This window comes from Dyadobacter sp. CY326 (assembly GCF_021390515.1).
Lineage (GTDB): Bacteria > Bacteroidota > Bacteroidia > Cytophagales > Spirosomataceae > Dyadobacter.
The window spans coordinates 177,978-196,589 of record NZ_JAJUXI010000002.1 but is presented as its reverse complement, the minus strand read 5'-3'; the positions used below and the strand labels follow the sequence as shown (position 1 = coordinate 196,589).

Genomic DNA, 18,612 nt, shown 5'->3' with positions numbered 1-18,612 from the left:
CGTTCGATGCGGATTTGTAGATCATTTAAACTTAATGTCAATCATGAAAAAATTGTTATTTGTAGTCGCATTTTTTGTTGCTGTTCAGTCAGCTTCCGCTCAGTCTTTTAGCATCGGACCCAAAGCCGGTCTGAATTTTAGTAACTACACGGGCGGTGATATTGAATCAGATGCATTGGTGGGTTACCATCTTGGTGGTGTTATCAATTATGGATTTGGAAAAGTATTTTCGATCCAGCCTGAGGTTCTTTTCTCAACACAAGGTGCCAAGGTGAACAATGCCGGAAGTAAATCGGATTTCAAAATCAGCTATGTTACCATTCCGGTAATGTTCAAATTCAAAACGGCTGGCGGATTTTACGTTGAATTTGGCCCGCAAGCAGGGTTCAGGACTTCAACCAACATTCCTGATCAAACGATCAATAATTTTGCTAAAAACCTTGATCTTGCAGCAGCAGGTGGCATTGGTTACCAGTCACCAATCGGTTTGGGCGTAGGCGTGAGATATGTTGCCGGACTTTCGAAAGTTGGTAATTTCACAGGCCAGGACATTAATCCTGATTTCAAGAACAGCGTAATTCAAGCCAGCCTTTTCTGGGCTATCCCTTTGGTTAAATAATTTTTTCGACCAAAATTTGGTTACAAAAAAAGAGGATGAACAACGTTCATCCTCTTTTTTTGTGCCTGATAAAACGACTTATTTCGTAATCAGGATCGGCAATTGTTGCTCAAAAAGTGCTGTGAATTGCTCCACAGTGAGAATGTGCCCTTGCTTCTGTGCATTGTTGGCCAGGTTATAAGCCCATTCCGCCGCTGCCAGCCTTTGCGTAGGCGTGCCGTGGTGACCGTCACTGTTAAAAGAGCAATCACCAATGTTGAAAAACACACTCAAAAACTGCTTCACCCTTTTCCACTGCATTGAAGCGCCTCGCGCGTGAGACAAATAGTAAGCCGCATAAGCATCAGCCATCAGCTCAGTTCTGCGCGTGCCTTCTGGTGATTGCGCGTCCGGAAAAAGATTGAGCTGAAACTGGATATGGTGCCCAAACTCATGCGCAAGAATAGCCTGGGGCGCAACATCCCCATATCCAATGGCTGCAAACCCTTCCATAATGCCATCGCCCATGATAATTTTGTCAGGAATGACGCCATAAGGAGGGAAGTCGAATCCAGATTGCGCAAATGCATTGAAAGTGAAAATCGGATGATCTCCTTTTCTATATTGCGGCACTTGGTTAGCAAGCTCCACAACAATGTCAGCAAACACAGCTGCGGTTGCAGCATCTAGCCCGAATGCAGCAACATAAGTGCGAATAATTCTATCCCGGTTCAGCAACATGTTGCCATGCATCGCGGCAAGGACAATCCCGTCTGAATCAATATTCCAAAACCGTTTCAGGTCTTTGAAACCTTTGGTAAGCTTCTGCGTAAATTGTCCGCTTGTGCCAAAATACTGGTTTGATGAGCTATTTTCAAACACAAGGGCATCATAAGTCGGCAAATCGAGCATGGCAAAATCCAGCACATATCCGATTACTTCCGAATTCCAGTCGCTCAGTTGCTGATCCAGCCAGATGTTAATGGGTGTGTTTCCATCACATGGCGTCGGCTCAATCACATTCAGCGCTTTCAAAACGATATTGCGATATTCCGGGTGCATTTTCAGCGTCAGCTGCGAAGTTTGCCGCATATTCTTTTTGACATCAACAGGCAAAGAAGCGTGCGCTTTACTGATTTTTTCCCTTAAAGCCGCCAGAGACGATTCTTGCGGTCCAACGGCATTGCTTTTCTCCAAGTTATCCTGGCAACTTGTGGCAAGCACCAGTGAGAAAAGGAGCAGTGTAGTAAGTAGTTTAATCTGTTTCATAAATAGTTTGTTGGTTTGTTTAGGAAACAAGATAGAAATTTCTTCTACAATTCCAGAATGCTGGCTTTAATTTTAAAAATAATACTAGCAGCTGATTCTGAGAAGGTTTTCGGTAAATGCGCCGTCTTTTTAAAGACTCTAAATTAGCTTTTGATGTGGTTCAAATGAGTTCGTTCCGATATTTTTGATATTCCAAAAAGTTTTTCAGGATTACGCTCACTATGAAACCGATTCAATACATCGTGCACCGGGATACAGTTTGGTATAATCTCAACGATTATATCAACTTCCTGCTTGCAGCTCGCATTGTGCAGCCCATATTGCCGCAGCTTCGCAAAAATCACAAACCCAACAAGACGCCATTTCAAGTTGTTTTTGACAAACTCGAAAAGTTTGAATCGGCTTATCACATTCGCTATAATAACGAGCTTTACGTGGATTGGGTCGTGTTTGAGTATTTTTTCAGGCCATTGAAGCCGTTTCTTGTAAGCCAGTCCGACTGGAGGGAGGAGGAAAGCCTGTTCAGGCAGACGCAATTTTTTATCAATGAGTCAAAAATCACATCCAACAGAAAAACGGCTCCCGGCACGGCATCTTACTTTCATCAGGTAAGCCCGAAATGGCAGCTTTCAATCCCACATTAACCCAATATTCAATAGATAAAGTCCATCGTGTAGGAGTAAGGCGGAAAACTGGTGCTTTCCACGCGAACCGTAACTTTTTTGGGATAACCGTTGGGTAAATATTCGTAAGTGTAGTTTGTGTTTGAAATGACAACATTGTCCAACGAACGTGTCTCTTTCACAGGATTGTTCGGACTCAATGACCGGATCGAAATCTCGCCGTAAGCGTCCCTTCCCAGTTTGAAAAATGGATTTGGATGGTCGTCGTACAAATATTGCGTTTCGTCTTTTATTGTTGAAGTTTGCTTATTTGTGCTGCTTTTCAGCACATTATGCTGGTCATTTCTGGTGTAGGCGAATGTCGTTTTCTCCGTTTTATTTTCGTTCCACAACTCTTGCCTCGTAATATATCCCGTTTTGTCAAAAGCATAAATCCGGAGCGTTTTTGCGCCGGACTGCAAATCTTCACGCGTAACCTCACGAAGCGAATCGCTAATTACCGGCGCGTAATTAAGTGAGAAATATGGCTTTAATGTGTCAGCAGGGTTTTGCCCGGCCGGAGTAAGCGCCCGAAGTTTTACTTCATAATTTTGAAGCACACCATTGCTCCTTTTGAAAACGCCTGTTTGTGAAAACATGGGCGACGGCGCTGCAACGAAGCGCCTTTCTTCTGCCAGCAAGTTGCCGTCGTACAGATATTCAGCCTCCAATAAACCGTTAAAAAGCACTTTATTGATCTTGACATCCACTTCTCCGCCCTCAAACGGAGCCTGTTGTTTTACTTCCTCAGCTGGTTTTGGATCCGGTTCATCCGTCTTGTCACATGCAAAAACAACAAGCATTGTAACGAAGCATATCAATTTTTTCATAGCGTTAATCTGTATAGTGTCGTTTGAAGTAAATCAGAATGTTCTTAATACGGGTCGTAACTGGAATCGCCCGAATAACCTTTCTTGACGATGTTTTCTGCGCGGTTTTTGTAGATCGCCGGGTTGCTTGGCGCAGTGGTTGCCAGGCCATCGACATAGCGATTGAACATGCAGAATGCGGCCGCAATCAGCACCGTGTCATGAATGTCGCGATCATCCGCTCCTGCAAGCTTTGCAGCGGCAACTTGTGCCTCTGACACGTTCTTTCCACCTTTTTGAACGCTGCCGGCAATGCTGAGCAATGCCTTCATTTTTTCGGATAATGTGCTTTCCTGATAATTGGTTTTCACACTATTCATAAACGACCAGTCGTCATCATCATAATAAGCGCTGGCAACTGCGCCGTGGATGGTTTGGCAGAAAAAACAATCGTTTAATGAGGACACATATGCGCCGATCAGCTCGCGCTCGCCGCGTGTAAGACCTTCGTCGCTGAGTAAGAGTGCATTAGCAAGCGCATTCAATGGCTCAGCTGTTTTTGGACTAAATTTCATGGGTCCCAGAATGCCGGGAACTCCATCTTGCAGTTTTATATGTGGCATGGGTTCGTTCGAATGCCTAAACATACTGCAAAAAATTCTATTTCATATATGTTTAGTTATTGATTTTTCTTTCCAATAATCCATTGGCAGACAAAATCCGGTTGATCAATGAAAATATTAAACTATTAAGTTTGTAGACTAAATAGTTTAACTAAATTTGCGATACAACCACCACCATGAAGGGCAGCCGCCCTTTAAGATCCATTGTTTTGAACCAGTAATCTTGACATTCATTTTTCAGTTACTCACTGCGTCTTGCGCAATGCGGCATGGAGTTACGCTATCATAACCTTTTCAGAAATGACTTACGAACAAACTATTAAGCTTGCAATAAACCGGGAAGTGAAGATTCTCGTGACGGGCGAGCGTGCCAAAAACCGCAAAGTTGTCTCCATTGCGTTGGATTTCTTTGTAAAGGACAACCACGAAAAGGATTTCAGTCCGCTTATAGGCGTCAATCATCCGCAATACTGGAAGTTCAAAACTTACTCAGCCGAAAAATCGCAGTATTTACAACTGGAATACAGCGGTGTTTCGCGCGCGCAGCTTAACCGCGTGCTTGCCGGTTTTGAAGCAATGTTTCCGCAGGACACCACATTCGAATTCAGTGCGGACATTGGTAAAAGAATCAAATATCTCAAAGGCCTCCGGGTGACTGCACTCAGCGTCAGGCAATTGGCAGTAAGTTAGTTTATGCGAAGACTTTTATCGTTACTAGTCAATTGTTTACTCATTGGCTTCCCGGCTGTTTATGCACAAACGGCAAAGCAGGAGCCCAATATCATTATCATTCTGGCCGACGACCTCGGCTTTTCGGATCTTGGCGCTTTTGGTTCCGAGATTAAAACGCCTAATCTGGACCGCCTGGCCAAAGATGGCATCAAACTCACTTCTTTTTACAACAGCGGGCGCTGCTGTCCTTCGCGCGCCGCCTTGCTTACTGGATTATATCCGCATCAGGCTGGCATCGGCGATATGGTGCAGGATAAGGGTTCGCCAGCTTATCAGGGTTATTTGAGTGAAAACAGCGCCACCATTGCGCAGCTTTTGAAAACCAAAGGTTATAACACCATTGTGTCTGGCAAATGGCACGTTGGGCTGGTGCCCTCTGCGCTGGCCCATAATCGCGGGTTTGATAAATCGTTTACCATGCTCAATAATGGCAGCAGTTATTTCAATTCGGAGCCGATTTACAATGATGGACGCACGGTGACCTTTCTTTTAAATGGTCAAAAAATAGAGCGGCAGGACACCTCACAATATCTCACCCAAACGATTACTGATTTTGCAGTGAAATCTTTGGATGAGGTTAAAAACAGTGAAAAGCCATTTTTCCTTTATGTGACTTATACGGCACCGCATTGGCCCATCCAGGCGCTGCCCGAAGACATTGCAAAATACAAAGGCAAATATCTGAAAGGCTGGGACGAGCTGCGCAAGCAGCGTTTTGCACGTCAAAAAGAGCTCGGGATCATTGATAAGGACTGGCAATTATCACCCCCATACAGCGGTGCAAAAGATTGGGAAAAATTGACTGCCGCTGCACGCGAGAACTGGGATTTGCGCATGGCCATTTACGCAGCGATGATCGACCGCATGGATCAGGGCATTGGCGAGATTTTGACCAAACTTAAAGACATTAAGCAAGATAAAAACACGCTCGTCATTTTTGTTTCAGACAACGGCGGCAGCGGCGACACAGTCAAAGATTGGGACTATGTAACGCAGAAAAACGGCACGCCGGGCACCGTCGCTTCGATTGACAGTTATTATCCAGAATGGGGCAATGCGAGCAACACACCTTTTAGTTTATTCAAAAAAAACACCCACGAGGGCGGCATTGCGTCCCCTTTTATCGCCTGGTTTCCGGGGCAGATCAAGGGAGGAAGTTCCAGCAACGAGGTTGGACATTTGATCGATCTGCTGCCCACTTGCCTGGACTGGGCAGGCGTGCAATATCCGCAGGAACTGGCGGGTAAAAAACTGACCGCATTGCCGGGAAAAAGCCTTAAATCAACATTGACAGGCAGCCACAAACCGGATAACCGAACACTTTTCTGGGAACACGAAGGCAGCAGGGCCGTGCGCAGCGGTCATTGGAAGCTCGTTGCCGAAATCCACCAGCCGTGGGAGTTGTACGACCTTCACTCCGACCGGACGGAAACGAAAAACCTTGCCGCAAAATTTCCGGACAAGGTTAAGGAGCTCGAAAAGCAATATTTGAAATGGGCCAAGAAGGTGGGCGTTGTGGATTGGGACCTCATCAAATGATGTGTGAAGAAATGTTTTTAACAACAAAAATATGAGATCAATATTTTACAAAAAATGGGCAGGAGCAGCGCTATTATCTGCACTGGTTTTTGGGACAACCTTCGCACAGCATGATCCTGTGCAGCCTTTTAAAGGGAAAGTCGGGAAGACAATCGAGGAAACCGAACAATGGTGGCAGGAGCAGCCCAAGGCGCCAAAAGGAGCGCCTAATGTCGTTTGGATTCTGCTCGATGACGTCGGTTTTGGCGCCACATCTGCATTTGGTGGCCTGATCGGAACACCGAATTTTGAAAAGCTGGCCAACAACGGTCTGCGTTATACGAACTTTCATACGACCGGCATTTGCAGTCCAACGCGGGCCGCATTGCTTACCGGTCGTAATGCACACAGCGTCGCCATGGGGCACCATGCGGAGCTCGGCATTGGTGCGCCGGGTTATAACGGCAACATTCCCTTTGAAGCCGGAACCGTGGCTGAGATTTTCAAAGAGAATGGTTACAACACGTTTGCTTTGGGCAAATGGCACGGAAACCAGCCGAAAGATCTAACCATTGCCGGCCCTTACAACCGCTATCCAACCGGTCGCGGATTCGAACACTTTTACGGATTCCTAGGCGGGGCGACGGACCAGTGGCATCCGCATTTGGTGGAGGAAACTACACCCATCAACATTGAGCCCAATACGCGCCATTTGAACGAATTAATGGCAGATAAGGCAATTTCATACATTGCAAATCAGAAATCAGCTGACCCTGAAAAGCCCTTTTTTATGTATTTTGCCACAGGCGCAGCCCATGCGCCGCATCACGTCGCAACGCAATGGAGCGACAAATACAAAGGTAAATTCGACGGAGGCTGGGACAAATATCGCGAGGAAGTGCTCAAACGCCAGCTTGCAAGTGGACTGGTTCCCAAGGACACGAAACTGGCTCCTCGGCAAACGGGCATTAAAGCCTGGGAATCGCTTTCGGCCGATGAAAGGAAGTTATATGCAAGATTTATGGAAGTTTACGCAGGCTTCCTGACTTACACAGATTACGAGATTGGGCGCATAACCAAATATCTGGAAGAAATCGGGCAGTTGGATAACACGCTGATTTTCCTGGTCGTAGGAGACAATGGTGGGAGCAAAGAAGGGACTTACACCGGAACAGTTGGCACTGCCGAAAAGGCGTCTGGTGACAACATTGGCTTTTTGCTCTCGCAATATGACAAGATAGGAACGGAATACAGTTACCCAAATTACCCGCTAGGCTGGTCGCAGGCAACGAATACGCCCTTCCGATATTGGAAAAGCGACGTGAATGCAGAAGGAGCTTCGCACACGACCCTGATCGTGCATTATCCCAAAGGCATCAAGGAAAAAGGTGGTTTGCGTCCGCAATATTCGCACGTGATCGACATATTGCCTACCACTATTGAGCTGGCCGCATTGAAAGTGCCCGACGTGATCAACGGCTATCCGCAGCGTCCGTTCCATGGCACGTCACTCACTTACTCGCTGGCCGATGCCAAAGCGCCAACCCGTCACACACAGCAATATTATGAGCTTCACGGGGGCCGTTCTATTTACAAAGATGGCTGGAAAGCAAGCGTTTATCATCCCAGAAACACATTTGGAGAAAAAACCACCGACATTAATTTCATTGCCGATTTCAGTCGCGACAAGTGGGAGCTTTATAATTTGAATGAGGATTATAACGAGATCAATGACCTTGCCGCGAAAAACCCCGAGAAGCTGGAAACATTGAAAAAGCTCTTTGACGAAGAAGCCCGTAAATATGATGTGTATCCACTGAAAAACTTCCGTGCAGGACTCGCGCCGCCGCCCATCAGTGCAAAATCGATTATTTACGAAGGCGCGAGCATTAAAACGCGTGTTTACATTGGAAAAAGCGCTGTCAACATTACGGCAACGGTTGATATCAAAGACAAAAATGCGGAAGGCGTTATTTTCTCAAATGGCGGTCTGCTTGGCGGGACGAGCCTTTTTGTTAAGGACAACAAGCTTCAATATTTGATCAATGATGGTTTAAAAGAAGTTTTGTTAACCTCATCAAAATCGCTTTTGGTGGGAAAAAATACGATTAGGGTCGAGTTTGCCGAGGATAAGAAAGTGACCCTTTTTGTAAACAGTGAAAAAGTGGCCGAGCAAGCCATTGATAATCGCAACAAATATCTCAATTCAGCAGCAACTGACGGTTTCAGCATTGGAAAAGACCTGAACTCGCCCGTTACCAAATCTTATGAAGGCACATTTGCATTCACGGGTGCCGTGAAAACTTTGGTCATCGAGCAAAATGAAGGCGAAAAAACTTCGACGGGAAAGTAAGGTTATGGGAAGAATCGAATTGTTTTTTACAAAAATATTAACTGCATTCATACTGTCTGGCTTCTGCGTCACCGTTCATGCGCAAAGCCAAAAACCCAATGTCATTTACATTTATGCCGACGACCTGGGTTATGGTGATCTCGGATCTTATGGCGCAACGAAAATCAAGACGCCGAACGCCGACCGGCTGGCGCGCGAGGGGCTCCGTTTTACCAATGCGCACACGACCTCAGGCACTTGCACGCCATCGCGTTATGCGCTCATGACGGGCGAATATCCGTGGCGCAAAAAAGGAACCGGCGTGTTGCCCGGCGATGCGAACCTGATCATTCCGACAGACAAAGCAACGCTTCCGGCCGTTTTCCGAAAAGCTGGATATCGAACCGCTGTTGTCGGGAAATGGCATTTGGGACTTGGTGAGGATGGAGAAAAAATCAACTGGAACCAGCCTGTTAAAAAAGGGCCTGACGCCGTTGGGTTCGATTATTCCTACATTTTCCCAGCCACTGGCGACCGCGTGCCAACGGTTTTTCTAGAAAATCAGCAGGTGGTCGGTTTGGAAAAATCAGATCCGATTGAGGTGAATTACCAGCATAAAATTGGCAACGAACCCACGGGAAAAGAAAATCCCGAATTGCTGAAATTGAACGCTTCTCCCGATCACGGGCACAATAACACGATCGTTAATGGCATTGGCCGCATTGGTTTTATGACGGGTGGGAAAAAGGCGCGTTGGATTGACGAGGAGCTTGGTCACGTTTTTACAGACAAGGCACTTGCATTCATAGAAGACAATCGGCAAAAGCCATTTTTCCTGTATTTTTCACTCAATGACATTCACGTGCCCCGCATGCCGAGCACGGAGTTCAAAGGGAAAAGCGGTCTGGGGCTGCGCGGTGACGCCCTTTTGCAACTTGACTGGACAGTCGGGAGGGTTTTGGACAAATTGAAAGAACTTAATCTTGAAAAAAATACGATCGTCATTTTCACCAGTGACAATGGTCCCGTTTTGGACGACGGTTATGATGATGGCGCTGTTACAGAACTGAATGGTCACAATCCGCGCGGACCGTTGCGCGGCGGCAAAGGCAGCGCTTTTGAAGCCGGAACGCGTGTGCCCTTCATTGTTCGCTGGGAGGGCGTTGTAAAACCGGGGACCGTTACGGATGCATTGGTTTGCCAAATCGACTTGCTGGCGTCATTTGCAGGATATTTCAAACAAACTTTGCAGCCCGGCGATGCGCCAGACAGTGAAAATTTGTTTGCAGCATTTATAGGGAAATCGAAAACGGGCCGCAGTGTGCTGGTGGAGCAGGGTGGGGTTATTGCCATTGTGAAAGACAACTGGAAATACATTGAAACATCCGACGGCCCGAAAACGCAGAAGAATGGCAATGAAAACGGGCGCGATCCCAAGCCGCAGCTTTATAATCTTTCTGAGGATTTGGGAGAACAAAATAATGTCGCAGCAAAGCATCCCGAGACCGTGAAAGAGATTGCCGCATTGCTCGAAAAAATCAAAATAGAAGGCCGCAGCACTGCGCGTCGCTAACTTATAATGTTTGTCTGGAATGCCTCATAATCTTTATAAACGAGCCTTAATCGCCGTTTTCCTGCTGCTTTCACTGCCAGCTTTTCACTTTGATACGAATGCGCAATCGCGGCCAAATATTGTGCTCATCCTTGCCGACGACCAGGGTTGGGGCGACCTGAGCATTAACGGAAACAAGAATGTGCGAACGCCGAACATTGACAAGATCGGAAAGGAAGGTGCACGGTTTTCGCGGTTTTACGTGGCGCCATTGTGCGCGCCCACCCGGGCCGGATTGCTAACCGGGCGCTATCATTATCGCTCCGGGGTTTGGGGCGTTTCCAATTCAAGGGAGTTTATGAATCTGGACGAAGTGACATTGGCCGATTTGTTCAAGAAGGCTGGTTATGCGACGGGCGCTTTTGGGAAATGGCACAATGGGAGCCAATATCCATATCATCCCAACGGCCGCGGATTCGATGAGTTTTATGGTTTTCTGAGCGGTCATTATGCCAATTATTTCAACACCAGGCTTGACCACAATGGCGAACGCGTGCGGAGTAAAGGTTATATCACGGACGATTTGACGGATAAGGCCATTGATTTTATTGAAAAAAACAAGGCGCAGCCGTTTGTATGCTACATTCCTTACAATGCGCCGCATTCGCCATTTCAGGTCCCGGATGCCTATTATGATCGCGTGAAGGCAAGAGGGATTAGTCAATTTAGTCGTGATAAAAGTGCGGAAGAACTTGAAGTGACCATTTCCGCCCTCGCCATGTGTGAAAATATTGATGACAATGTTGGCCGCATTCTCAGCAAGCTCGACCAGCTTAAACTTGCAGAAAACACAATCGTCATTTACCTCACCGACAACGGACCGAACTCATGGCGCTGGAATGGTGATATGAAAGGCCGTAAAAGCATGGCTGATGAAGGCGGAGTGCGCGTTCCTTTCCTGATTCGCTGGCCCGGTAAAATTCAGCCAGGCAAAATCATTGAAGGAAACGCAGCGTATATCGACCTTCTACCAACATTGACCGATCTTGCAAATGTCCCGTCGAAGGGTACGAAACCATTAGACGGCATCAGCCTGAGACCAGTGTTGACTGGCAAAGTTGCGCAAGTTCCGGAAAGGTTGCTTTTCACATCAATCAATAAAAATAGTAGCGTCAGAAAAGGCTCTTACTTGTTTTCCGGCGGCTCGTTATATGATCTTTCCAAAGATTCGACGCAGCAAAAGGATCTCTCAACGCAGAATCCTCAACTAACCAAAACGCTGTCAGCTGCATTGGAAAAGTGGCAACAGGAAATGACAGCTAGCATTGACACCGTGCGGTGGCTGCCAGTTGGCTACAAAAAGTTTCCCAAAACCGTCCTTCCGTCACAGGATGCCGTGTTGCATGGTTCCAAAAACGGCAAATTATCTTACAGCGCCACGGCTCCCAATTCCTCCTGGATCACGAATTGGAACGACACTGCATCCTACGCCGCCTGGAATGTAGCTATAAACACAACCGGGAAATATCAGGTCAATGTTCGCTACACAAGCCCGGACGCAGGCGACACATTCGCGATCGCATTCAATGACAGCCAAATCACTGGCAAGATCACCGAAACATTCGACCCGCCGCTAATTTCAAGTCCCGACCGTGTAGACCGCAAAGGCGAATCCTACGAAAAAGAGTTCAAAACGCTGCAACTAGGCACATTGCAACTTCAAAAAGGCCAGGGCAAACTAACATTAACGCCAACCCATTTACAAGGCCAAACCTTCGCAGATATCCAGGCAGTTGAGTTGATTTTGATCGAGTAATGTAACTTCTGCAAGGCGGTTTTATCATTGCTGGAACTGACTGTCGGTTGCCGACACAAGCTTGCCACCCAACTGCTGATGCATTGAAAGAAAATCGTAGCTGTTCCAGGCTTGGGCGATTTGTCCGGATTCTACTTTGACCATGCAAAGGCCTGGGATAACGACATCCTTGCCTGTGGCGGCGTGCTTGGCCGTGATGACCGTCCTGGCGGCTTCCATTTCACCCTCAGAGATAACTTCTTCGACTTCAATGTGGATATTGTGAAATTGCGTTGTGAAATCCTGAAAAAACAGCTTGAATGCAGGGGCACCCTTTGTGCCGCTTTTAGTCTCGATGCCTTGAAAATCAGCATGATCAGTCATTAAAAGTCCGATCGCATTTTCGTCGTTCTTATTCCAAACCTGATCAAACCATCTGTACAGCAGCGTTGATTCTTTTGTTCCCATGACGCAAAAGTTTAGGTGAAGAAATTTTTTATAAAAAAGCGCAGGCAAGCAGTGATATACTTTCAGGAAAAGCAAGTAATTTGCTGATATACAGGCCGTGTTTTATTAAATTTATAACCGGTCTCATTCGACTAAACAGTAGAAATAATCTTGCCGTGCTGCTAATTGAACTTCTTCTTTTTATTGTTGCCGGAGCGCTTGCGTTCATCGGCAGCATGATTGTTGAATGGATAGAAATACATTTTCCCCGCAAAGAAAAATCACCACGTCCCAGGCGCCGCCGCGAGATCAAGGCTGATCTTGATATGCTTTACCATTCTTACAGACAAGGCTTGCTCGACGAGGCGCAGTATCTTGCTGAAACCGACGAACTGATCGATCAGCTGGCTGAGCTAACCTATAAAGATCCTGTTGCAGCAGATTAGCCGGCACGATTTCAAAGCATTTTCTTTTCTAAATTGCAGCCAACCATGGCACGTTGAAATGCTATGCCCAATATTTAACCCACAACCATGCACCTTAACAAGCAGATTATCAAAGACACGGAACGTATAAAACGTTTGAATATCATTAATTCGATAACAGGGATCAAACCTGCAAATTTGGTAGGCACAATCTCAGCAGACGGGAAGACTAATCTCGCAATTTTCAGTTCGGTTATCCACTTGGGCAGCAATCCTGCGCTCATCGGTTTTATCATAAGACCGGATCGCGAAGCGGGGCAGCACACCTATGACAACATTCTGGAAACAGGTTTTTACACCATTAATCACATTCACGATTCGTTTGTCGAACAGGCACATTACACGTCCGCGAAGTTTGAGAGAGCGGAATCCGAGTTTGAAAAATGTGCATTGACAGAAGATTACATCGATGATTTCTCAGCACCATTTGTAAAGGAAAGCACATTGAAACTCGGGATGAAACTCATTCAAACCATCCCCATCGAGCTCAATGGAACCGTTCTGATCATTGGGGAAGTCGAACATGCACTCATTCCGGATGATTCAATTGATGAAAACGGACAGATTGATCTGAGCGTTGCGAACGATGTCGGCATTTCCGGGCTCAACACATATTACAAGCTTGACAAGATCGCGCAGTTTCCCTACGCGCGTCCGAAAGATCTGCCTGATTTCAAGAAGCGCAATAGGTAGGTGACATTCAGCCTTCTTTCTGGTCATCACCAACGGTGCATTCAAATCAGCGCTATAACGCCATTTCTTCACGACTGGTCCTGAATTCGCAGACCTCATGAAATATACGTCTTGGCATGGTTTTGACTGATGAACGGGTTGCAGCAACAATTGCTGTTTTCGCTAACATTAACATCATCAAAAACTATGGCCGAATTAGATGTACAACCGAAAAAGAAAAATCCCTGGTGGATCTGGCTCATTATTGCCGCTGTAATTATCGCGCTGATTCTGTTGGTAAGAGGCTGTGATAAAGCAGCAGACGGATCTGAAAATTCCCGCGACAGCACCGAAACGGGAGATACAACTGCCTCAATAACAGGCGCCGCAACACTTTCCGACTGGGATAATGTCGATTTCAATGCATCCGAAACTTCATATGATGAAGTGACTGACAAATCCATTTCTGTACGGGGAAATGCCAATTATGCAATCTATGGTCTCGGCGAAAACATTCTTTTTTCAGTGGGAGACACGTCCATCCAGGCGAGCGCCGAAAGCCAGTTAAAGCAGATTTCGGCATCATTAAACAAGCGTTTCAAAGGCGCATCTTTGGCTGTGTATGGAAGCACAGACTCAACCGGGGGCGCCAAAATGAACAAGGAAATCGGTGAGAGCCGCGCTAATGCAGTCAAGCATTGGTTGGTGGAAAATGCGGGGATTGCAGAAAGTACAATATCGGTGCATTCGCGCGGACAATCGAGCCCGGTTGCAAGCAATGCAACGCCGGAAGGACGGCAGATGAACAGGAGAGTGGACATTGTAGCCAGGATCCAGAAATAGGTTTTAAAATTCAACTAAAACATTAATTAGCAATGGACATAAATGAAAGCAATGCCAACGACCGATTGGAAAAATTGGGAAGCAGCGATTTTGAAATAGCCGATGGCCAGCCTAACATTAAAGGCTGGGATGTGAAGGATACGAACGGTAACTATCTGGGAGAAGTTGAAGAGCTGATTTTTGACAAAGAATCACGAAAAGTGCGCTATTTGGTTGTGGACCTGGACGACAACGAATTGGACATTGAAGAAAAAGTTGTGTTGGTGCCCATTGGGCTCGCAACACTTCACGAAGCGGATGACGACGTCATTTTGGGCGACCTGACGGCAACCCGCCTGAACTTGCTTCCCGCCTACGAAAAGGAGGAGATTACGGTGCAATTTGAATCAAAAATACGAAACACCTTCACTGGCCTCGCCGCCGCATTGGCCGCAGGAGCCGACACTTACCAAAGCCATCCGGAAGGCTTCTACGACCACGAACATTTCAACGAAAAGCAGTTTTACGCCAATCGTAGGAAGTTGGATTAAGATTGTCGGTGCGGCAAATTTCGTTGGCATAATTTTATAACATTGCCATCAAATTTGTCTAATAATCCGCATCAACTTAAAACCATATTATGAAAAAGTCAGTGATATTTGCTTTTGCGATTCTTTGTGGAATAGCGACGGCGTCATATGCGCAGGTTCCGGCGGCATCGAGCACCAAAGATCAATCTGTTACCGCGGGAAAACAGGCGCAGGGGAGTCAGGCGGGCGGCAAGAAGAATCCAAACGGAACCGCGCAGTCTGGCAACAGCGGGCAACTCGATACCCGAAGCCAGCAGGCTCAGAAGAGCGCTGTGGATGATGGCAGCACGCGGCCGGGTGGAGCTTCCAAAAAGAATGCGAACGATGTTGGGCGCTATTCCGATGCAGATAACGAAAAGTCAATGCTCAATTCGAAAAAAGCTTTGGCGGCTCGCAAGAAAAATATGACGGAACCGGATACGACCGTGAAAAAAGGCAGCGGGTCAGCGGCAAGGAACACCAAAAACCGCACTGGCAAAACTGGTAATTACGAAAACCAGGAGAACAAACACAACCAAAAGACACAACTCCGCAAATAACGGGTTGTAGCATTAATGTAGAAAACCTGGCTCCACGAGTCAGGTTTTCTGCGTTTTTGGTCAGGTAAAATACCCAGTGTCTCGTTTAATTTTTACTGAAAAGCTTGTCTGGAAAAAACTGTATTTTAGTGGCATTTAAAGGCTGCAAACAGGACAATCCAGATCGCTATATTTTATCGATAGATTAATGGATTGAGGTTATTACGGATCCTTCAAGTGGTAAAGTGCTCGATTTATGAAATCACAGGGTCTAAATTGAAGTATGTTCACCATAAAATTGCCTGGCGACCAGCGTTTCGGCCAACGGCGTTCGGGAAACCGGCATATCAATCCCTAATCAAGAAAATAAACAAATGGCAAATCAGAATTTACAACAAACTGCGCTGGGCGATGTAGCAGCCAGGCAGCTGGCTATTGCAACGCGGACTGTGCCGCAGATGGTCTCCATCACACCGCGCTGGCTTACGCATTTACTCAACTGGATCCCGGTTGAATCTGGCGTGTATCGTCTCAACAAAGTGAAAGATGGCAGTGTGGCAGAAGTGGATTGTTCCAGAAGAGACGAGCGGGAATTGCCGCATACATTCATTGATTACGTTGAAAATCCACGCGAATACAACCTGACCGCAGTTAACACCGTGCTGGATGTGCACACGCGTGTTTCGGATTTGTACAGCAAGCCTTACAACCAGATCAGTGAACAGCTTCGCCTCACCATTGAAAGCATTAAGGAACGTCAGGAAAGCGAATTGATCAATAATCAGGAATACGGTCTGCTGCACAGCATTGCGCCATCACAACGCATTTCGACACGCACCGGCGCGCCTACGCCGGATGATTTGGACGAATTGATTTCCAAAGTGTGGAAAGAGCCTGGATTTTTCCTTTTGCACCCAAAAGCGATTGCCGCTTTCGGTCGCGAGTGCACACGCAAAGGCGTTCCACCTCCGACAGCCTCATTTTTTGGTTCTCAGTTCCTCACGTGGAGAGGCATTCCGCTTTTCCCTTCGGATAAATTGCCAATCGAAGACGGCAAAACAAAAATCTTGTTGCTGCGCACAGGTGAAAGTCGCCAGGGCGTGGTTGGGCTTTATCAGCCAGGCTTGCCGGGTGAGCAGTCTCCCGGTTTGTCTGTCCGTTTTATGGGGATTAATGATAAGGCGATCGCCTCTTATCTGGTTTCACTTTACTGCTCGCTCGCGGTGTTGGTAGACGATGCAATTGCAGTTCTGGATGATGTCGAAATCGGAAATTACCATGAGTACAGATATTAATCTTCCGCATTCCAATGCGGATCAGATTGCGGGCTTGCCCGATGTGCATGAGATTGAGAAGCTGGCAAACGAACTTTTTGCATTGCTTCCCAATGAAGTTCCAAGCGCCAATTTTTCACCCGACCTGGACGATCATCCCAGGTTGAAAAGCTCGCTTAACCTCGTTCATGACCGCATTCCTCAGGTTTTCAATAACAGTAACAGACAGGGATTTGACGTCAATGATCCGCAGACAAGTTTGCTGGACCCGCATTTTCCACGCCAAAGCGCGCCGATAATCGGTCAGCCAGCTCACGGGACAACTCCGGTGTCGCCAACTGCAAGTGGCGTTTCGCCTTCGGTGATCTTGAATGGACCCGGATATGCGTCGTCTTTTCCATTTTCAGCAGATACGGCTTTTGAACCGGACGTTAACAAGCTTTGGGCTTCATTAACAACATTCAAAAGCACGCCTCAGCTTCCCCAGGGTGGAGGCTTGGAAAGCGCAGGTTACTATTTCCTGTCAGGAGCCGGATTTCGCGGCAATGATCCGTTTGGAGAAAACGCGGTCAAGAGTTCGCAGTTTGCAGGCAGCACTTTCCCGCATTTTGATGGCAGGACATTAAGCCAATCATTTGATGTAAATCAGGTTCGGAAAGACTTCCCGATTTTGGGTGAAAAAGTGAATGGCAAACCGCTGATTTGGCTAGACAATGCGGCTACGACACAAAAGCCGCAGTCCGTTATTGACCGCATTGCATATTTTTACCAACACGAAAATTCAAACATTCACCGCGCTGCGCACGAGCTTGCTGCACGCGCCACGGATGCCTATGAAAGTGCGCGTGAAAAAGTTCGTGCATTCTTGAATGCTCGTTCCGTAAATGAAATCATTTTTGTTCGGGGCGCAACGGAAGCAATTAACCTGGTGGCCAAAAGCTGGGGAGATGAGAACCTTTTTGCAGGCGATGAGATCATTGTCAGTAACTTGGAACATCACGCCAACATTGTTCCCTGGCAGCAGCTTGCGGACAAGAAAGGCTTGAAAATTCGGGTTATTCCTGTCGATAATGACGGTCAGATTATCCTGCATGAATACGCAAAGCTGCTCAATTCCAGAACAAAGCTGGTTTCTTTCACGCAGGTTTCGAATGCATTGGGAACGGTTACGCCCGCCAAACAGATCGTGGAAATGGCCCATGCTGCCGGAGCGAAAGTGTTGGTGGATGGCGCGCAATCCGTCTCGCATTTGCGCTCGGATGTGCAAAGCCTGAATGCTGATTGGTTTGTTTTTTCAGGACACAAGGTTTTTGGACCAACGGGCATTGGCGTGCTTTATGGAAAAGAGGACTTGCTGAATCAGACTCAGACGTGGCAGGGCGGAGGAAACATGATCGAGGATGTGACTTTCGAGCATACGCGTTTTCACAATGCGCCCAACCGTTTTGAAGCGGGAACGGGAAACATTGCCGATGCCGTTGGCCTTGGCGCTGCCATTGATTATGTCAATAAAATTGGCATTGACGCCATTCACGATTACGAACATCATTTGCTGCAATACGCAACGGGTCTGCTCAAAAACATCCCCGGCCTTCGTTTAATTGGCACGGCGCCCGACAAAGCATCGGTCATGTCGTTTGTTTTTGAAGGTTATAAAACAGAGGAAGTCGGAGAAGTGTTAAACAAGGAAGGAATTGCAGTGCGCTCGGGGCACCATTGTGCGCAGCCGATTTTGCGCCGATTTGGTGTAGAAACGACCGTTCGTCCTTCGCTTGCTTTTTACAACACAACATCCGAAGTCGATGTGCTGGTGGAAACGTTATATAGATTGAGGAAAACAGGGAAATAGCATCAGGCTGGACGGAGAAAATGAGTAATTTACGGCTATTGGAATGTTCACATACCAATAGCCTA

General features: G+C 46.9%; 18 protein-coding genes. 14 read left to right on the top strand and 4 right to left on the bottom strand.

Annotation, left to right across the window (positions count from 1 at the left end; translation table 11 throughout):
* The first annotated feature begins 43 nt into the window (after positions 1 to 43).
* On the top strand, positions 44 to 619 hold the full coding sequence (locus LZG73_RS01380) for a porin family protein (RefSeq protein WP_233845703.1): 576 nt from the start codon (positions 44 to 46) through the stop codon (positions 617 to 619).
* A 78-nt stretch (positions 620 to 697) separates the two neighbouring features.
* Here the strand turns inward: LZG73_RS01380 and LZG73_RS01375 are convergent, their stop codons facing one another.
* Entirely contained in the window at positions 698 to 1,867 is a 1,170-nt protein-coding gene (locus LZG73_RS01375) for a neutral zinc metallopeptidase (RefSeq protein WP_233845702.1), read from the bottom strand.
* A gap of 221 nt (positions 1,868 to 2,088) precedes the next feature.
* On the opposite strand from LZG73_RS01375, the gene LZG73_RS01370 reads away from it, so the two are divergent.
* Positions 2,089 to 2,511 (top strand): hypothetical protein, encoded by a 423-nt coding sequence (locus tag LZG73_RS01370; RefSeq protein ID WP_233845701.1) that lies wholly within the window; start codon positions 2,089 to 2,091, stop codon positions 2,509 to 2,511.
* Between the two features lie 8 nt (positions 2,512 to 2,519).
* On the opposite strand, the gene LZG73_RS01365 is transcribed toward LZG73_RS01370, so the two are convergent.
* Together LZG73_RS01365 and LZG73_RS01360 are read right to left on the bottom strand one after the other, a co-directional pair.
* Positions 2,520 to 3,359, bottom strand: a complete 840-nt coding sequence (locus LZG73_RS01365) for a hypothetical protein (RefSeq protein ID WP_233845700.1) — start codon at positions 3,357 to 3,359, stop codon at positions 2,520 to 2,522.
* A gap of 44 nt (positions 3,360 to 3,403) precedes the next feature.
* The gene (locus tag LZG73_RS01360; protein WP_233845699.1) at positions 3,404 to 3,961 is read right to left on the bottom strand and encodes a carboxymuconolactone decarboxylase family protein; all 558 of its coding nucleotides are present in this window, start codon (positions 3,959 to 3,961) and stop codon (positions 3,404 to 3,406) included.
* Between the two features lie 300 nt (positions 3,962 to 4,261).
* Here LZG73_RS01360 and LZG73_RS01355 point away from each other — a divergent pair, with 300 nt between their 5' ends.
* The 5 genes from LZG73_RS01355 to LZG73_RS01335 are packed head-to-tail and all read left to right on the top strand — an operon-like array spanning position 4,262 to position 11,911.
* Entirely contained in the window at positions 4,262 to 4,651 is a 390-nt protein-coding gene (locus LZG73_RS01355) for a hypothetical protein (RefSeq protein ID WP_233845698.1), read from the top strand.
* Positions 4,652 to 4,654: 3 nt separating this feature from the next.
* On the top strand, positions 4,655 to 6,232 hold the full coding sequence (locus tag LZG73_RS01350) for an arylsulfatase (protein ID WP_233845697.1): 1,578 nt from the start codon (positions 4,655 to 4,657) through the stop codon (positions 6,230 to 6,232).
* A gap of 31 nt (positions 6,233 to 6,263) precedes the next feature.
* Positions 6,264 to 8,564: an arylsulfatase gene (locus LZG73_RS01345; RefSeq protein WP_233845696.1), complete on the top strand. Its 2,301-nt coding sequence runs from the start codon at positions 6,264 to 6,266 to the stop codon at positions 8,562 to 8,564.
* A 4-nt stretch (positions 8,565 to 8,568) separates the two neighbouring features.
* Complete coding sequence (locus LZG73_RS01340) at positions 8,569 to 10,116, top strand: arylsulfatase (RefSeq protein ID WP_233845695.1); 1,548 nt, start codon at positions 8,569 to 8,571, stop codon at positions 10,114 to 10,116.
* A 19-nt stretch (positions 10,117 to 10,135) separates the two neighbouring features.
* Entirely contained in the window at positions 10,136 to 11,911 is a 1,776-nt protein-coding gene (locus LZG73_RS01335; protein WP_233845694.1) for a sulfatase-like hydrolase/transferase, read from the top strand.
* 24 nt (positions 11,912 to 11,935) lie between these two features.
* Here the strand turns inward: LZG73_RS01335 and LZG73_RS01330 are convergent, their stop codons facing one another.
* Complete coding sequence (locus tag LZG73_RS01330) at positions 11,936 to 12,358, bottom strand: ester cyclase (protein WP_233845693.1); 423 nt, start codon at positions 12,356 to 12,358, stop codon at positions 11,936 to 11,938.
* Positions 12,359 to 12,513: 155 nt separating this feature from the next.
* On the opposite strand from LZG73_RS01330, the gene LZG73_RS01325 reads away from it, so the two are divergent.
* The 7 genes from LZG73_RS01325 to LZG73_RS25455 all read left to right on the top strand — a co-directional run bounded on the left by LZG73_RS01325 (position 12,514) and on the right by LZG73_RS25455 (position 18,547).
* Positions 12,514 to 12,783, top strand: a complete 270-nt coding sequence (locus tag LZG73_RS01325; protein ID WP_233845692.1) for a hypothetical protein — start codon at positions 12,514 to 12,516, stop codon at positions 12,781 to 12,783.
* Between the two features lie 87 nt (positions 12,784 to 12,870).
* Positions 12,871 to 13,515 carry a flavin reductase family protein gene (locus LZG73_RS01320; RefSeq protein ID WP_233845691.1) on the top strand — a complete coding sequence of 215 codons (645 nt, stop codon included), beginning with the start codon at positions 12,871 to 12,873 and terminating at the stop codon, positions 13,513 to 13,515.
* Positions 13,516 to 13,701: 186 nt separating this feature from the next.
* Positions 13,702 to 14,337, top strand: coding sequence for an OmpA family protein (locus LZG73_RS01315; RefSeq protein WP_233845690.1), 636 nt, complete (start codon positions 13,702 to 13,704; stop codon positions 14,335 to 14,337).
* Between the two features lie 32 nt (positions 14,338 to 14,369).
* Positions 14,370 to 14,867 carry a PRC-barrel domain-containing protein gene (locus tag LZG73_RS01310; RefSeq protein ID WP_233845689.1) on the top strand — a complete coding sequence of 166 codons (498 nt, stop codon included), beginning with the start codon at positions 14,370 to 14,372 and terminating at the stop codon, positions 14,865 to 14,867.
* 89 nt (positions 14,868 to 14,956) lie between these two features.
* Positions 14,957 to 15,445, top strand: coding sequence for a hypothetical protein (locus LZG73_RS01305; protein WP_233845688.1), 489 nt, complete (start codon positions 14,957 to 14,959; stop codon positions 15,443 to 15,445).
* Between the two features lie 353 nt (positions 15,446 to 15,798).
* Positions 15,799 to 16,719, top strand: coding sequence for a family 2A encapsulin nanocompartment shell protein (locus tag LZG73_RS01300; RefSeq protein ID WP_233845687.1), 921 nt, complete (start codon positions 15,799 to 15,801; stop codon positions 16,717 to 16,719).
* Positions 16,703 to 18,547 (top strand): family 2A encapsulin nanocompartment cargo protein cysteine desulfurase, encoded by a 1,845-nt coding sequence (locus tag LZG73_RS25455; protein ID WP_255696994.1) that lies wholly within the window; start codon positions 16,703 to 16,705, stop codon positions 18,545 to 18,547. The genes LZG73_RS01300 and LZG73_RS25455 overlap by 17 nt, the downstream gene beginning before the upstream one ends.
* The last annotated feature ends 65 nt before the right edge of the window (positions 18,548 to 18,612 follow it).

Bases quoted from the DNA above. Each gene is read 5' to 3' on its own strand.
- LZG73_RS01360 (WP_233845699.1), bottom strand. From the start codon at position 3,961: ATGCCACATATAAAACTGCAAGATGGAGTTCCCGGCATTCTGGGACCC.
- LZG73_RS01310 (WP_233845689.1), top strand. From the start codon at position 14,370: ATGGACATAAATGAAAGCAATGCCAACGACCGATTGGAAAAATTGGGA.
- LZG73_RS01330 (WP_233845693.1), bottom strand. From the start codon at position 12,358: ATGGGAACAAAAGAATCAACGCTGCTGTACAGATGGTTTGATCAGGTT.
- LZG73_RS01335 (WP_233845694.1), top strand. From the start codon at position 10,136: ATGCCTCATAATCTTTATAAACGAGCCTTAATCGCCGTTTTCCTGCTG.
- LZG73_RS01370 (WP_233845701.1), top strand. From the start codon at position 2,089: ATGAAACCGATTCAATACATCGTGCACCGGGATACAGTTTGGTATAAT.
- LZG73_RS25455 (WP_255696994.1), top strand. From the start codon at position 16,703: ATGAGTACAGATATTAATCTTCCGCATTCCAATGCGGATCAGATTGCG.
- LZG73_RS01340 (WP_233845695.1), top strand. From the start codon at position 8,569: ATGGGAAGAATCGAATTGTTTTTTACAAAAATATTAACTGCATTCATA.
- LZG73_RS01375 (WP_233845702.1), bottom strand. From the start codon at position 1,867: ATGAAACAGATTAAACTACTTACTACACTGCTCCTTTTCTCACTGGTG.
- LZG73_RS01320 (WP_233845691.1), top strand. From the start codon at position 12,871: ATGCACCTTAACAAGCAGATTATCAAAGACACGGAACGTATAAAACGT.
- LZG73_RS01355 (WP_233845698.1), top strand. From the start codon at position 4,262: ATGACTTACGAACAAACTATTAAGCTTGCAATAAACCGGGAAGTGAAG.
- LZG73_RS01300 (WP_233845687.1), top strand. From the start codon at position 15,799: ATGGCAAATCAGAATTTACAACAAACTGCGCTGGGCGATGTAGCAGCC.
- LZG73_RS01350 (WP_233845697.1), top strand. From the start codon at position 4,655: ATGCGAAGACTTTTATCGTTACTAGTCAATTGTTTACTCATTGGCTTC.
- LZG73_RS01345 (WP_233845696.1), top strand. From the start codon at position 6,264: ATGAGATCAATATTTTACAAAAAATGGGCAGGAGCAGCGCTATTATCT.
- LZG73_RS01380 (WP_233845703.1), top strand. From the start codon at position 44: ATGAAAAAATTGTTATTTGTAGTCGCATTTTTTGTTGCTGTTCAGTCA.
- LZG73_RS01305 (WP_233845688.1), top strand. From the start codon at position 14,957: ATGAAAAAGTCAGTGATATTTGCTTTTGCGATTCTTTGTGGAATAGCG.
- LZG73_RS01365 (WP_233845700.1), bottom strand. From the start codon at position 3,359: ATGAAAAAATTGATATGCTTCGTTACAATGCTTGTTGTTTTTGCATGT.
- LZG73_RS01315 (WP_233845690.1), top strand. From the start codon at position 13,702: ATGGCCGAATTAGATGTACAACCGAAAAAGAAAAATCCCTGGTGGATC.